This window comes from Spongisporangium articulatum, assembly GCF_044465595.1.
Lineage (GTDB): Bacteria > Actinomycetota > Actinomycetes > Actinomycetales > Kineosporiaceae > Spongisporangium > Spongisporangium articulatum.
On sequence record NZ_JBITLV010000001.1, the window covers coordinates 1,289,097 to 1,304,065 of the forward strand.

11 protein-coding genes are annotated in these 14,969 nt (G+C 72.4%); 6 read left to right on the forward strand and 5 right to left on the reverse strand.

The features are described 5' to 3' along the window. The first annotated feature begins 31 nt into the window (after window positions 1-31). Genes cysS through ACIB24_RS06125 form a run of 3 tightly spaced genes read left to right on the forward strand, consistent with a single transcriptional unit; the run spans window position 32 to window position 2,957 of the window. Window positions 32-1,486 (forward strand): cysteine--tRNA ligase, encoded by a 1,455-nt coding sequence (gene cysS, locus ACIB24_RS06115; RefSeq protein WP_398276623.1) that lies wholly within the window; start codon window positions 32-34, stop codon window positions 1,484-1,486. Between the two features lie 2 nt (window positions 1,487-1,488). Continuing rightward, entirely contained in the window at window positions 1,489-2,478 is a 990-nt protein-coding gene (gene rlmB / locus ACIB24_RS06120; protein WP_398276626.1) for a 23S rRNA (guanosine(2251)-2'-O)-methyltransferase RlmB, read from the forward strand. After that, window positions 2,475-2,957: a hypothetical protein gene (locus ACIB24_RS06125; protein ID WP_398276629.1), complete on the forward strand. Its 483-nt coding sequence runs from the start codon at window positions 2,475-2,477 to the stop codon at window positions 2,955-2,957. Before rlmB ends, ACIB24_RS06125 begins: the two co-directional genes overlap by 4 nt. Before the next feature lie 72 nt (window positions 2,958-3,029). Here the strand turns inward: ACIB24_RS06125 and ACIB24_RS06130 are convergent, their stop codons facing one another. From ACIB24_RS06130 to ACIB24_RS06140, 3 genes are all read right to left on the reverse strand, one after another. After that, a complete protein-coding gene (locus tag ACIB24_RS06130) occupies window positions 3,030-4,001 on the reverse strand; it encodes a hypothetical protein (protein ID WP_398276632.1) in 972 nt (323 codons plus the stop codon). 77 nt (window positions 4,002-4,078) lie between these two features. Further along, window positions 4,079-5,395, reverse strand: a complete 1,317-nt coding sequence (locus ACIB24_RS06135) for a DUF4032 domain-containing protein (RefSeq protein WP_398276635.1) — start codon at window positions 5,393-5,395, stop codon at window positions 4,079-4,081. A gap of 96 nt (window positions 5,396-5,491) precedes the next feature. After that, a complete protein-coding gene (locus tag ACIB24_RS06140; protein WP_398276638.1) occupies window positions 5,492-6,565 on the reverse strand; it encodes an ABC transporter ATP-binding protein in 1,074 nt (357 codons plus the stop codon). 328 nt (window positions 6,566-6,893) lie between these two features. Here ACIB24_RS06140 and ACIB24_RS06145 point away from each other — a divergent pair, with 328 nt between their 5' ends. Both ACIB24_RS06145 and ACIB24_RS06150 read left to right on the forward strand, forming a co-directional pair. After that, window positions 6,894-7,325: a CBS domain-containing protein gene (locus ACIB24_RS06145; RefSeq protein WP_398276641.1), complete on the forward strand. Its 432-nt coding sequence runs from the start codon at window positions 6,894-6,896 to the stop codon at window positions 7,323-7,325. Between the two features lie 70 nt (window positions 7,326-7,395). Then, window positions 7,396-9,111 carry a protein kinase domain-containing protein gene (locus tag ACIB24_RS06150; protein ID WP_398276644.1) on the forward strand — a complete coding sequence of 572 codons (1,716 nt, stop codon included), beginning with the start codon at window positions 7,396-7,398 and terminating at the stop codon, window positions 9,109-9,111. A gap of 8 nt (window positions 9,112-9,119) precedes the next feature. Here the strand turns inward: ACIB24_RS06150 and ACIB24_RS06155 are convergent, their stop codons facing one another. Together ACIB24_RS06155 and ACIB24_RS06160 are read right to left on the reverse strand one after the other, a co-directional pair. Continuing rightward, window positions 9,120-11,237: an EAL domain-containing protein gene (locus ACIB24_RS06155; RefSeq protein WP_398276647.1), complete on the reverse strand. Its 2,118-nt coding sequence runs from the start codon at window positions 11,235-11,237 to the stop codon at window positions 9,120-9,122. Between the two features lie 188 nt (window positions 11,238-11,425). Next, window positions 11,426-12,292 carry a hypothetical protein gene (locus tag ACIB24_RS06160; protein ID WP_398276650.1) on the reverse strand — a complete coding sequence of 289 codons (867 nt, stop codon included), beginning with the start codon at window positions 12,290-12,292 and terminating at the stop codon, window positions 11,426-11,428. Between the two features lie 338 nt (window positions 12,293-12,630). Between ACIB24_RS06160 and ACIB24_RS06165 the strand changes: the two genes are divergently transcribed. Next, window positions 12,631-14,799, forward strand: a complete 2,169-nt coding sequence (locus ACIB24_RS06165; RefSeq protein ID WP_398276653.1) for an MMPL family transporter — start codon at window positions 12,631-12,633, stop codon at window positions 14,797-14,799. Window positions 14,800-14,969 lie beyond the last annotated feature (170 nt).

Consider the following 14,969-nt stretch of genomic DNA (forward strand, 5'->3'; position numbering starts at 1 on the left):
CGCAGAGTATGTCTGCCGGTAACCTTGACAGGTGAGCCTCCGACTGCATGATTCCCAGACCCGGCAGGTGCGTGACTTCGAACCAGTCACGCCCGGCTGTGTGGGCATCTACGTCTGCGGGGCCACTCCTCAGTCGGGCCCGCACCTCGGCCACGTCCGCGCCCAGGTGGCGTTCGACGTCCTGCGCCGCTGGCTGTCGGCCTCCGGCTACGAGGTCACCTACGTCCGCAACGTCACCGACATCGACGACAAGATCCTGGTCAAGTCCGACGAGGCCGGCCGGCCCTGGTGGGCGCACGCCTACTTCTACGAGCAGGAGTTCACCCGGGCCTACGACGCCCTGAACATCCTGCGCCCGACGTACGAGCCGCGGGCCACCGGGCACGCGACCGAGATGGTCGAGCTGATCCAGCGGCTGATCGACGCCGGGCATGCGTACGTCGCGGCCGACGGCTCCGGCGACGTGTACTTCGACGTCCGGTCCTGGCCGAGCTACGGCGAGCTGACCCACCAGCGCATCGACGAGATGGAACCGGCCGCCGACGCCGACCCGAGCGCCCGCAAGAAGGACCCGCGGGACTTCGCGCTCTGGAAGGGCGCCAAGCCGGGGGAGCCGGGGACGGCGGCCTGGCCGACCCCGTGGGGCCGCGGCCGCCCGGGCTGGCACATCGAGTGCTCGGCGATGGCGACCCGGTACCTCGGGGCCGAGTTCGACATCCACGGCGGTGGTCTGGACCTGCGCTTCCCGCACCACGAGAACGAGCAGGCCCAGTCGCGCGCGGCGGGCGACGGGTTCGCGCGGTTCTGGCTGCACAACGCCTGGGTGGTCGCGGCCGGCGAGAAGATGAGCAAGTCGCTGGGCAACACCCTCAGCCTCGACGTGCTGCTGAAGGACTACCGGCCCGTCGTCGTCCGGTACCTGCTGTCCGCGCCGCACTACCGGTCGAACATCGAGATCAGCGAGGACTCCCTGGCCGAGGCCCGGGCCGCGTTCGAGCGGATCGAGGGCTTCGCGCACCGGGCCGCCGAGCGGCTCGGGGACGCCGGTGCCGGCGCGGGGGAGGTCACCGAGGTGCCGGCCGAGTTCCGGGCGGCGATGGACGACGACCTCGGCACCCCTGCGGCCCTCGCCGCCGTGCACGACTGGGTCACGCGCGGGAACCGGGCCCTCGCCGAGGGCGACGCGACCGCCGTCGCGCAGGCGCTGGGCGCCGTCCGGGCCATGACCCAGGTGCTGGGCATCGACCCGCTCGACGCGCACTGGGACGGCGGGGGTGTGGCCTCGCACGGGCCGCAGGGCCGGTTGCGGGAGGCGCTGGACCAGCTGGTCCGGGCCGAACTGGACGCGCGGGCGGCGGCCCGCAAGGAACGGGACTTCGCCGCGGCGGACGCGATCCGGGACCGGCTCACCGCGGCCGGCGTCCAGGTCGAGGACACCGCCGACGGCGCGCGCTGGTCCCTGGTCGCACCGGAAGAGAGTTCGTAGACGTGGCAGGAAATTCGCAGCGCCGGGGCGCCACCCGGCGCGTGGGCTCGAAGAAGGGCCCGACCGTCGGCACCGGCGGTCAGAGCCGGAAGGCGCTGCAGGGCAAGGGGCCTACCCCCAAGGCGGAGGACCGGACGAAGCACGTCGCCGCGCGGCGGGCCCGGGCCGCGGCCAAGCAGGCGACGTCCGGGGCGGGCGGGCGACCGTCGTCCGGCCGCGGTCCCGCGCGTTCGTCGCGCGGCACCAAGGGCAGCACCGAGATGGTCGCCGGCCGCAACCCGGTGGTCGAGGCGCTGCGGGCGGGGGTCCCGGTCAAGGCCCTCTACGTGGCCGCGCGGATCGACGCCGACGAGCGGGTCCGGGAGGCGCTGAAGACGGCGGCCGACCTGGGGGTCCCGCTGCTCGAGGCGTCCAAGACCGACCTCGACCGGCTGACCAACGGTGCCGTGCACCAGGGGCTGGCACTGCAGATCCCGGCCTACGAGTACGCGCACCCGGCCGACCTGCTCGACGTGGCCGCGCAGTCGGGCCGCCCGCCGCTGCTGGTCGCCCTCGACGGGGTGACCGACCCGCGCAACCTGGGCGCCGTCGTCCGCTCGGCCGCCGCGTTCGGCGGGCACGGCGTGATCGTGCCCGAACGCCGGGCCGCGGGCATGACCGCCTCGGCCTGGAAGACGAGTGCGGGGGCCGCCGCGCGGGTTCCCGTGGCGCGGGCCACGAACCTCACCCGCGCGCTGCAGGAGCTGAAGAAGGCCGGCTGCTTCGTCGTCGGGCTCGACGCGGGCGGCGACGTCGACCTGCCGGACCTCGAGATGGCGACCGACCCGCTCGTGCTGGTCGCGGGCAGCGAGGGCAAGGGGCTGTCCCGGCTGGTCCGGGAGGAGTGCGACGCCATCGTGTCGATCCCGATGCTGTCGGGCACCGAATCGCTCAACGCCGGCGTCGCGGCCGGGGTCGCGCTCTACGAGGTCGCGCGCCGCCGCGGCGCATGAGGCTGCGTTCGGTCCGCGGGCGGTTCCGCCGCTGGCCCCCGACGACCGGGGTGGGCTGGGCCCGGCTGGCCCTGTTCCTGGTGGTGATCCCCGCGGTGTGCCTCTACGTGCTGGCGGGGGCCCCCTCGGCCTACCGCGCCGCGTCGGCCGCGTACCACGGCGAGGGGACGCCGGGCCTGTTCACCGCCACGACGAAGCAGTGCGGCCGGTACGGCTGCCGGCTGTCCGGCGACTTCGCCGCGGACGGCGGGACCGCCCGGCGCCAGGACGTCGAGTTCAACGGCCGCGTCGACGTCGGCGACACGGTCCCGGCGTTGCTCGAGGCGAACGGCGAGGTCTACGCGCCGGACGACCGGGGCGAGCTGACGTCGGTCATGCTGCGGTCGGCCCTGTCGGTGCTGTACCTGCTCGGTGCGCTCGGCTGGGTGACGGTGGCTCTGCTGCCCCGGCGCCGCCGAGCGGAACGTTCTGCCCCGTAAAGGTGTCCTCGGGGCTGTCTTACGGGGCAGAACGTTCCACTCGCGGCCCGGTCTGGCGACCGGATTGATATATCAGTTCGGCGGGACCGAGACGACACGCCGACGGCTGACCACCGCCAGGCCCGCGGCGAGCACGGCGAACAGGGCGTTGCCCACCCAGGCGAGGACGTCGTCCGGCCGGACCAGTCCGGTCAGCACGAAGCCACCCCACGCGTAGGTCAGCAGGGCCGCGACGGCCACGGCGTGCTCGTGCCCCACGGTCCACCCCGGGTGGGTCGACCAGCGGACCAGCAGCCAACCGACGACGACCACCGGCAGCACCCCGCCCAGTGCAACCCCGGCCCAGCTCTCCGGCCGTGCGAACGTGACGCCCAGGGCCGCGAAGCAGCCCCCGCCCAGCGCGATCGGGGAGGGGAGCCACCCGGCCTGCTCCCGTCGGACCCCCAGGACCCGCAGCGGGACGAAGGCGAGAACGACGAGCGCCAGCGCCCCGACCACCGTCCAGGCCCGCTGCCCGGCCGAGGCCACGAACCCGTACTCGTCGACCTGGTCGGAGTAGATGATCAGGCAGCCGAGCAGGTAGAGGACGACGGTGACGGCCAGCCCGACCGGACCGAGCCACGGTTCACGCCGGAGCGCCGGCGGAGCCAGGTACTCGGCGAAGGCCACCGCCGTGGCGATGCTGTAGACGGCGTGCCCGAAGACGAAGCTGAGCGTGTTCGAGACGTCCAGACCCAGCGCCTCCACGTACGTGTGCCGGGCCAGGAACAGGGTCTGCTCGAAGTCCGCGTTGAACATCGACTGGTCGACCAGCCCGGCCTCGATCAGCCCGTACGCCCCGCCGAGCAGTAGGACGGTCGGCCAGCCCCGGCCGGTGCGGCGGGTGACCTCGCGGATCAGCAGCGCGCCCCCGCCGTACATCGGCAGCAGGAAGGGCAACGCCGGCAGCAGCTCCAGCGGGATGTTGCCGAGCAGGTACTCGCCGATCCACGGGGCCAGGACGAGCAGGGTCCATACGCCCGACACGGGCAGCAATCGGCGCATGCCCCCACCGTGCCCGGGCGGACCCGGGCTCCGGCAGTGGCCGAAGGTCTAGGGCCGGGTGGCCGTCGGTCGAGCCGTCAGTTCGCGGACGCACCGCTCGTGCCGGGCAGCGGCTGCGGGCTGGCGTCGAGGCCGTCCTCGTCGAACATGTCCGAGACCACCGGGATCTCCTCGGTGTCGACGCCCAGGACGGCGGCCTCGTCGGGCTTGTGCACCAGCACGCCGCCGATGTAGCTGGACACCGCCTCGTCGAGCCCGACGTCGCGGCCCTGGTTCTCCGACAGGTACCACCGGTGCTCGAGGACCTCGTGGTACAGCTCGGCCGGGGCCAGCTTGCCGCGCAACTCCAGCGGGACGGCCCGCACCGTCGCCTCGAAGTTGCGGGCCAGCCACTCGTGGGCCACCACGTCCTCGTCGACGCCCTGCTTGTCCATCGCGGCCCGGTACGTGTCGAGGTCGTTCAGCAGCCGGCGGGCCTGGTTCTCCTCGACGTTCAACCCGGTCAGGCGCAGCAGGCGGCGGCGGTGGTGCCCGGCGTCCACGACCTTGGGCTGGATCTCGATGGAGGTGCCGGTGACGTCGGTGGCGATGTTCAGCTCGCCGACGTCGAAGCCGAGCTCGTTCAGCCGCCGGATGCGCGCGTCGACCCGCCACCGGTCGCCCGGTTCGAACGCCTCGGGCGCGGTCAGTTCCGACCACAGCGAGCTGTAGCGCTCCAGCAACGAGCCGGCGATCTCCAGCGGGTCGGTGCTCTCGTCGAGCAGGCCACCGGCCTGCAGGTCCATCAGCTCGCCGGCCACGTTCATGTGCGCGACGTCGAGGTCGTGCGAGCGCTGCCCGTCGGACAGGGTGTCGTGCAGGTCGCCGGTCTCCGCGTCGACGAGGTAGGCGGCGAAGGCCCCCGCATCGCGTCGGAAGAGCACGTTCGACAGCGACACGTCGCCCCAGTAGAAGCCCGAAAGGTGAAGGCGCACAAGAAGAATCGCGAGGGCATCGATCAACCGGACGCCGGTGGAGGCGCTGTAGCTCTGGGAGAACGCGGCGCGGTAGGGCAGTGAGAACTGCAGGTGCCGGGTGAGCAGCACCGGGTCGAGGTCGTTGCCTTCGGCGTCCACCCGGCCGGTGACCACGCCGAGCGGTTCGACGGCGGGCAGCCCGAGCCGGCGCAGCAGCCGCAGCAGCTCGTACTCGCGGCGGGCGAACGACTCGGTGATCTCCTTGGCCGCCAGCACGTGACCCGACAGCTGCACGAACCGGACGACGTGCCGCGAGATGCCGCGCGGCAGGGTGGCCAAGCGGTTCACCGGCCACTGCTCCAGCGGGACCTGCCAGGGCAGGTCGAGCAGAGCCGGGTCGGGGGTGGCGGAGGTGATCTGGAGGGTTCGCGCCGTCATCGGCTTCCTCGACGATTCCGTGAGCGCACCGCAGGAGGAGGACGTGCGACGACCGGACCCGCGGAACTGGTCTGCGGGCCCGGCCGTCGGTGTGCGTCAGTCCTTCAGGCGCAGGCCCGTCTCGTTGTTGAACAGGTGGACGTGGCCCTCCTTGGCCAGGAAGTGCACCGTCTCACCCTTCTCCGGCGGCCGGCGGCCGTCGACGCGGGCGATGATCGGCAGGTCGCTGCCCTCGCTCGCCAGGGTGCCGTGCACGTAGGCGTCGGCGCCCAGCACCTCGACGAGCTCCACGTTGACCGGGATGCCGTGGTCCGACAGGTCCAGGTCCTCGGGGCGCACGCCCAGGGTAAGGGTGCGGCCCGCGTCGGCCAGGGCCGACCTCGGGATGGGCTGCACGGCGTCGCCGAACTGCACGCCACCGTCGGTCGCGGGCAGGTCGAGCAGGTTCATCGCGGGGGAGCCGATGAAGCCGGCCACGAAGACGTTGTCCGGGTGGTCGTACAGCTCCCGCGGCGTGCCGACCTGCTGCAGCAGGCCGTCCTTGAGGACGCAGACCCGGTCACCCATGGTCATGGCCTCGGTCTGGTCGTGGGTCACGTACACGGTGGTGACGCCGAGCCGGCGCTGCAGCGACGCGATCTGCGTGCGGGTCTGCACCCGCAGCTTGGCGTCGAGGTTCGACAGCGGCTCGTCCATCAGGAAGACCTGCGGCTTGCGGACGATCGCCCGCCCCATCGCGACCCGCTGCCGCTGGCCGCCCGAGAGCGCCTTCGGCTTCCGGTCGAGGTACTGGGTCAGGTCGAGGATCTTGGCGGCCTCTTCCACCCGCTGCTGGATCTCGGCCTTGTTGACGCCCGCGATCTTCAGCGCGAAGCCCATGTTCTCGCCGACCGTCATGTGCGGGTAGAGCGCGTAGCTCTGGAACACCATCGCGATGTCCCGGTCCTTCGGCGGCATCTGGGTGACGTCGCGGTCACCGATCAGGATGCGCCCCTCGTTGACCTCTTCGAGGCCCGCGAGCATGCGCAGCGAGGTGGACTTGCCGCACCCCGACGGACCGACGAGGACCAGGAACTCGCCGTCGGCGATGTCCAGGTCCAGCTTGTCCACGGAGGGCTTGGTCGCGCCCGGGTAGATGCGGGTCGCCTTGTCGTACGTGACTGTGGCCACGGTGCCACTTCCCTTCACCGGCAGGAACGTGCCGGACGATCCGAGTGGAGGGACGTCGCCGGCCGGTCTGGTCGGCGTCGCTTGGTGCGCAACGCCCGAACCCACACGAACCCGCGCGAATCCGGACGTCGAAGACCTCGGACGGCGGGCGTCATCGGCCTCGCCCCCATTGAAGTCGGTGAAACCGCGCGCGTCGAGAGGGAACGGGCTGCGTCCTTCATCACGTACGGAGTAATTCCGGGCTCGCTGACAACGTCATCACCCAGTTACCGTTTTCCATCGGCGGGTGATCTCGGCACCCGCCCAGCTGCCGAGGGAGGCAGGAACCATGAGAGTCAGCGATGTTCTGCGCAACAAGGGCGACTTAGTGGTGACCGTCCGGCCCGAACACAGCGTCACCGACCTCCTCGACCTGCTCGCCGAGCACGGCGTGGGTGCGTTGGTCGTGTCGTCGGACGGCCGGAGCGTGGACGGGATCGTCAGCGAGCGGGACGTCGTCCGCCGCCTCCAGCAGCACGGCGCCGCGCTGCTGGACTCACCGGTCAGCGACATCATGACCGCCACGGTCGCCACGGTCGGCCCCGACGCCGACCTGGAGGACCTGATGCGGCAGATGACCGAACGCCGGTTCCGGCACCTGCCGGTGGTGGACGACGACTCGCACCTGGTCGGCATCGTCAGCATCGGCGACGTGGTCAAGCACCGCATCGAGCATCTCGAGGTCGAGCGGGACCAGCTGACCGCCTACATCTCGAGCTAGCGGGTGAGTGGAGGGGAAGCGCGGCGCTCTTCCCCTCCACTCACCCACGGACGTCGCTTACCGTGGGGGGATGAGTTCGCAGCGACCGGTGGGGGCCCCCGAGATGGTGGGCCCCTACCGGCTGCTGCAGAGACTCGGTGAGGGCGGGATGGGCGTCGTCCACCTCGGCCTCGACGAGGAGGGCCGTGCGGTCGCGGTGAAGTTGTTGCGCCCGCACATCGCCGACGACTCCGAGGCCCGCCAGCGGCTGGCCCGGGAGGTCGCCACCCTGCGCCGCGTGCAGCACCCGCAGGTCGCGGCCGTGATCGATGCCGATGTGGACGGCGACCGCCCGTACCTGGTCACCCACTTCGTGCCCGGCAAACCGCTCGACGCGCACGTGCGCGAGCACGGTCCGCTGCCCCGCGGGCACGTCGCCCGGATCGGGTCGGTGCTGGCCGACGCGCTGCGGGCCATCCACGCGGCCGGCATCGTGCACCGCGACGTGAAGCCCGCCAACGTGATGCTGCTGGACGGCGACCCGGTGCTGATCGACTTCGGCATCGCCCACCTCGCCGACGAGTCCCGGATCACCCGCACCGGGCTCGTGATGGGCACGCCGGGCTACCTGTCGCCCGAGGTGATCGGCGGCGAGGACGTCACGCCCGCCACCGACTGGTGGGGCTGGGGGGCGACGCTCGCGTTCGCCGCCACCGGCCGGCCGCCGTTCGGCACCGGGCCGGTCGAGGTGGTCCTGGACCGGGTCCGCCGCGGCGCGTCGGACCTGTCGGGCGTGGACGCCGGGCTGGCGGCCACGCTCTCGGCGGCCCTGGGGGTGGACGCCGCCGCTCGCCCCGACCCCGCCGCGCTCGTCGCCGGGCTGGCCGCCGACCCGCGCCGCCCGGCGATCATCGAACTGCCGAAGGACGGCGAGGCGGTCACGGTGCGGACGCCGGCCGAACCCGTCACGGCGCACATGGTTCCGCTGAACAAGACCCGCGCCTTCGAGAACCCCGCGCCCGCCGTCCAACCCGCCGTCCAACCCGCCGTCCAACCCGTCGTCCACGCGCCCCCGGCGGCCCCGCCGCCCTACCCGTACCCCCACCCGCAACCGCATCCGCACCAGGTGCGGTGGGCGCCCCCGCCCAACGCCCCGGTCCCCGCGCGCCCCCAGCCGCAGCCGCCGGTGCCGCCCCAGCCCGAGGAGGCCACCTCCTGGGGTGAGCCGGACGCCGGCGTGCTGGTCGGGGTGGCCGCAGCGCTGGCGGCGATCGGCGTGGTGGCGCCCGTCGGCGCGGTGTGGACGGTCGGCCTGCTGACCCTCCTGGCCCGGGTCGTGGACAAGTCCCGCACGGCGATGATCCGGCGCCGCGACCTGCGCGGCGCGCGCGGCGGCGACGGCGTGGTGGCCGCACTGGCGCTGCCCTGGCAGATCATCGCGGCCACGACCACCACGGTGTTCGCGATGGTCCTGCCCGTCCTGGTCGGCATCTCGGCGGCCTTCATCATCGCCAACGTGACGGCCGGCGGTGACCCGCTGAACACCCGGCCGAGCAGCCCCACGGCGCTGGCCGGGGGCATGCTCGCGCTGATCGCGATCGTCTGGATCGGGCCCGGCGGCGGGTCGGTGCGCCAGGGGGCGCGGCTCAGCGTGAAGGCCGTGACCGGGGTACCGAACGGTCGCATCGCCGTGTGGGCGGTGCTGGGGCTGATCGTCGTCGCCGCGGTGATCGTGATCGCCAAGGGCGCCGAGCCCGACTGGGGTCCGCTCGAAGGGTCCTGGTTGCTCGACCAGATGAGCCGTTAGGCGGGCAGTCAGGCGGGCATCAGGACGGGTTCGGGGCGGCCGAAGAGGTAGCCCTGCGCGTGCTCGGCCCCGAGCGCGGCCAGCAGTTCACGCTGCTGCTCGGTCTCGACGCCCTCCACGATCACGTCGACGCCCAGCCCGCGGCCCAGCCCGGTCAGCGCCTCGACGATCCGCTCGCTCGGCTGGTCGGTGCCCAGGCCCGCGGTGAAGCTGCGGTCCACCTTGATCCCGGAGATGGGCAGGTCACGCAGGTACGTGAGCGCGCCGAAGCCGGTGCCGAAGTCGTCGACCAGGACGCGCACCCCGAGCTCGTCGAGCTGCTCGATCTCCTGCCGAGCACCGACCGCCGAGCTGAGCATCACCGACTCGGTCAGCTCGACCATCAACCGGGCGGGAGGCAGGCCGGTGTCGGACAGGGCCTTCTCCACCTGGGCGGCCAGGCCGGGGCGGGTGACCTGCGTCGGCGACACGTTGATCGACACGTACCCGGCGTCCGGGCCGGTCGCGGCGGCCACCCGGGCGGCCTCCAGCAGCACCCAGTGGCCGAGCTCCACCATCAGGCCCGACTCCTCGGCGACCTGGAGGAAGTGCCCGGGGGCCAGCAGCCCGCGGTCGGGGTGGTTCCAGCGCAGCAGCGCCTCGCGGCCCACCACGTTGCGGCTGGCCAGGTCGACGATCGGCTGGAAGTGCAGCTCCAGCTCGCCGGTGGCCAGGCTGGTGCGCAGGTCCTCCTCGAGGTCGAGCCGCTCCAGCGCGTCCCGGCGCAGCCGCGAGTCGACCAGCTCCCAGCGGTTACGGCCGCCCTGCTTGGCGCGGTAGGTCGCGATCTCCGCGTCCCGGACCAGGCTCAGCGGGTCGGCCTCGGACGACGCCGACAGGGCGATGCCCACGCTGACGGTCGGGGAGATCGAGCGGTCGGCCAGCGGGAGCGGTTGCGCGACGGCGTCCTGCAGCCGCTCGGCCAGCGCCGCCGCCTCGGTCTCGTCGCCGACGTCGGGGCCGACGACGATGAACTCGTCACCGCCGATCCGGCCCACCGTGTCGCCGGGGCGCAGGGCCCGCTGCACCCGGCGGCCGATCTCGGCCAGCGCGGCGTCGCCCTGCTCCTGGCCGCTGTGCGCGTTGATCACCCGGAAGTGGTCGACGTCGACCTGCAGGACGGCGACCCGGCGGCCCGTCTGGCGACTGCGTTCGAGCCCGTCGCGGATGCGGTCGAGGACGAGCGTCCGGTTCGGCAGGCCCGAGAGCCGGTCGTGCAACGTCATGTGGGTGAGCAGTTCCTGGGCCCGGTGCACCTCGGAGACGTCCTCGATCTGGACGACGAGCTGCTGCGGCCGGCCCTGCGCGTCGCGGACCAGGCAGACCGCGAGCGTGCCCCACAACTGCATGCCGCCGTGCCCGACGTAGCGGCGCTCCATCGTGATCGCCTCGACGTCGCCGCGCAGGAGGTGCCCGACCTGGACGCTGGTCTCCTCGAGGTCGCTCGGGTGCACGACGTCGTAGAGGGTGCGTTCCTGCAGTTCGTCGGCGCGGTAGCCGAGCATCCGGCACAGCTTGCGGTTCACCCGCAGGAAGCGGCCGTTGAGCGCGGCCACGCCGAAGCCGATCGGGCTGAACTGCATGGCGTGGCGGAACAGGTCCTCGCCGCCGTCGTGCGGGTCGGGCGTCGCGCCGAGCGCGCCCAGACGCGTGACGACCGCCCCCACGCGCCCGTCGTCCCCGACCAGCGGGAGGCTCGTCGCGACCAGGGTGCCGTCGCCGACGGTGATGCTCGGCCCCGTCGTGACGTGCCCGGTGGCGACCGCCTCGAGGGCTCCGGCGCGCAGTTCGTCGAGCGGTTCGACGGCCGGGCGCAGGGTCACCCGGTGGTCGGCGGGGCGGTCCGCGGTGCGGGTGCTCTGGCGGGGGAGCGTCGCGGAGCGCGGGCGGCCGTCGGCGGTGATGCCGAGCGCCTCGCGGGCCGCCAGGTTGGCCAGGATGATCCCCCCGTCGATGTCCTGCAGGACGACGGGTTCGGGCAGCGCGTCGACGAGCGCCCGGTGGCGGGCCTCCGACTCCGCGACGGGTAGCTCGTCCGCGCTGCGGCGCTGATCCCTCTGGGCGCGCCGCAGGTCTGCTCGTGGCATTCGACTTCTCTCCCCAACTGTCACGCGCAGTCTATGGACGATCACACAATGCTGTCAGGGTGACACGGTGCCGTGCCGTCGATTCCTCAGCAAGTGGCCGAACGACCGACGGGCGCCGGGTTTGATCGCCGAGTGTGATGTCCATGCGCAGCGATGGGCCGTTTTGCGCCGAGTGCTGTGCCACGGCCTCACACTCGGTGGGCCATGGCCGCGCGGATCAGCGTGACCAGCTCGCCGACGCGCCACAAGCCGTCCGCGTCGACCTGGATGACGTGCCAGCCCAGTGCTCGCAACCGGTTGTGCCGGCGCAGGTCGCGGCTGTGCTGGTCGCGGTCGCGATGGTGCTGGCCGTCGTACTCGACCGCCAGCATCAGCTCGGGCCAGGCCAGGTCGAGCCGGGCCACGAACCGACCGTCGTCGTCGAACACCTCCACCTGCGGGGTCGGGGCCGGTAGCCCGGCCAGGATCAGCGCCACCCGCAGCCGCGACTCCCGCGGTGACTCGGCCCGTGGATCGGCCAACTCGGCGGCGGCCCGGGCCTGACGCACGCCGCGGGTTCCGGATCGGGTCTCCACGTACGAGCGCAGCCGCTCGGCGGAGGTCGAGGTGGCCCTGAGGACGGCGTCCGCCCAGGCGACAGCGTGCCCCACCGGGCCCGGGCGGGCGATCAGGTCGAACGCCGTGCGTACGGGAGAGGTGGCAGGCCCCAGCCGGGTCGGACCGACTTCGTCCGTGGTGAGGACGCACCCGCGGACCACCAGTCCCGCTCGCGGGGCGGGTCGCGCCTGCGGGGCGGCGGTGATCTCCACCGCGTCGTCGGGCGTGGCCCATTCGACGCCGTGAGCCCAGGCGGCACTCGGGCCGGACAGGGCGACGCCCCGGGGCAGGTACAGGCGGGCGGCGATGATCCGCTGCTCGTGCGTGACCGGGACGTGCGTGGACAGGTACAGGCCGTGGCCGAGCTTCTGCCAGCGTCGCGGGTGTCGACGCGGATCGACGCCGAGCCGACGGGCCTGCGCGGCGGTCACGGGGTGCGCCGGGAGTCTCGTGCTCATGGCCGCAGCGTGGCGGCCTGCGGAAGGCGGGTGTGCCATCCCGGCGGCGGCCTGTGGGCGTCGGCCGCTTCGCGCCTGCTGTGGACGACGCGACGTGCGGGGCTCTGGGGACGGCGAGTGTGGGGTCGGTGCACGCGAAACGGCCCTCGGACGCCGAGTGCGGTGCATGAGCGTCGCACTCGGCGGCGGCGCGCGTCACACCAAGCCCCCGGCCCGCGTCGTCCGAATCAGGGACGTCCCTGATCGCCTTCAGGGGTTCCGGATCGGAATACTGGCCGTGCGCCGGGCGTGGACGCCGGGCGCCTACTCCGCACTCAACTCCAGGGGGAGTCAGCACCGTGGAAAAGTTCACCCGGTTCGTGCTCAGGCATCGACTGTGGGTCTTCCTGTTCTGGATCGCGATGCTGGCCGGTGGCCTCGCGACCTCCGGCGGTCTCGCCGACAAGCTCAGTTTCAACTTCGCCGTGCCGGGTCAGGAGGGCTACGAGACCCAGCTCAAACTCACCCAGGCGTACGGCACCGGCAACTACCCCGGCTACATCCCGGTCCTGACCGCGACGGACGGGGCCTCGATCGCCGACCACAAGACGGAACTCACGCAGTTCGCCGCGGCCTTCCAGAAGCTGCCCGGCGTCCGGGTTCTCGACTACGCCAACACCGGGGACGACGCGTTCCTGACGAAGGACGGCAAGTCCACCTTCGTCCTGGTCTACGCACCGCTGCCGCAGGGTTTCGTCGACCCGATGGCCGAACCGATCCAGGCGACGGCGAAACAGGCCGCCGCGCAGAACGGTTTCGACCTGAAGATGACCGGCTACAACCAGCTGGCCGCCGGTGACGAGAACAACGAGGGCCCGAGCGTTCTCGTCGAGACCCTCGTCGGCGCCGGGCTGGCGCTCGTGGTGCTCATCTTCGTGTTCGCATCGTTCCTGGCCATCGTGCCGCTGCTGATCGCCGCCTTCGCGATCCTGTCCACCTTCCTCGCCGTCACCCTGCTCACCGAGGTGACCGAGGTGAGCTTCGTCGTCCAGTTCCTGATCTCGCTGGTCGGGCTCGGGGTCGCGATCGACTACTCCCTGCTCGTGGTGTCCCGCTGGCGCGAGGAGCGGGCCCGGGGCGTCCCGAACCACGAGGCCGTCGTCGTCTCGATGAAGACGGCCGGGCACGCCGTGCTCGCCTCCGGCATCACGGTCGCGATCAGCCTGCTGGCCATGGTGCTGGTCAACGTGCCGCTGCTGCGCAGCATGGGTTACGGCGGCATGCTCATCCCGCTGATGAGCGTGCTCGTCGTCCTGACCCTGCTGCCGGCCACGCTGTCGCTGATCGGGCCGCGGATCGACTGGCCGCGGATCCGCCACGAGGGCAACGCCTCTCGGGCCTGGTCGGGCTGGGCCCGGGGGGTCGTGAAGTTCCGCTGGCTGGCCACGGGGGCGGCCCTGCTCATCCTCGGCATCCTGATCGCCCCGGTGTTCGGCCTGCAGATCGGCTACGCCAGCTCCAAGTCCCTGGCCAGCAACGGCGAGGCGCACGACGCGCTGGTCCAGCTCGAGCAGGGCGGCGTCGGCACCGGCGTCCTGACCACGGCCGACGTGCTGGTCAAGGGCGGCGACCCGGCCGCGTTCAAGGCGGCGATCGAGACGGTGCCGGGCATCCGCACCGCGGTCGTGAACCCGCCCGGGAAGGGCGGTTTCACCGACGTCACCGTCGTGCCGAACGGCGAGACCGTCGACAACACCAACATCGCCGTGATCGACGACGTCCGCGAGAAGGTCTCCGGCCTGCCGGGTTACGAGGGCATCGCCAGCCTCGGCGCCGACGTCGAGGACTACCAGCACGCCGTGTACGGGAACTTCCCGTACGTGCTGGCGGCCATCGCGTTCATCACCTTCATCCTGCTGGTCCGGACGTTCCGCTCGGTCCTGCTGCCGCTGAAGGCGATCGTGTTGAACCTCGTGTCGCTGGCCGCGGTCTTCGGGCTCGCGACGTGGTTCTGGCAGGAGGGCAACGGGTCCGAGCAGATCTTCTCGATCGACCAGACCGGCGCCATGACCTTCTGGCTGCCGATCATGATCTTCGCGTTCCTGTTCGGCCTGTCCATGGACTACGAGGTGTTCATCCTCGCCCGGATGCGCGAGGAGTACGACCGGACCGGCTCGACGGCGCTCGCCGTGCAGCGCGGGCTCGGCCGGACCGGACGCCTGGTCACCAGCGCGGCGCTGATCCTGTTCTTCGCCTTCGCCGCGCTGGCCTCCGCACCGGGTACCGACATCAAGGTGCTGGCCACGGCCCTGGGCGTGGGCATCCTGCTGGACGCGACGATCGTCCGGGCCCTGCTCGTCCCGGCCCTGGTCTCGCTGTTCGGTCGCTACAACTGGTGGCTGCCGGGCTGGCTCGCGACCGTCCTGCGGGTCGAGCCGTCCCCGGTGAAGCCGGACGTCCCGACCGAGCAGGCGCTGAGCGCCGAGAAGGCCGAGGCGGAGAAGGCCCTGGAGCCGGCCGCCGGCTGAGGGCGTGCGTGCCACATGACGGCGGGGGGGGGGGGGGGGGGGGGGGGGGGGGGGGGGCCCCCCCCCCCCCCCGCCCCCGGCGGGAGGCCGCGCGCAGCGCGGCCCTTGATGTCTAAGAGGCCAATTCAGCAGTGCGCGCCTTCACTTTATCCACCCAGCCGACTGCACAC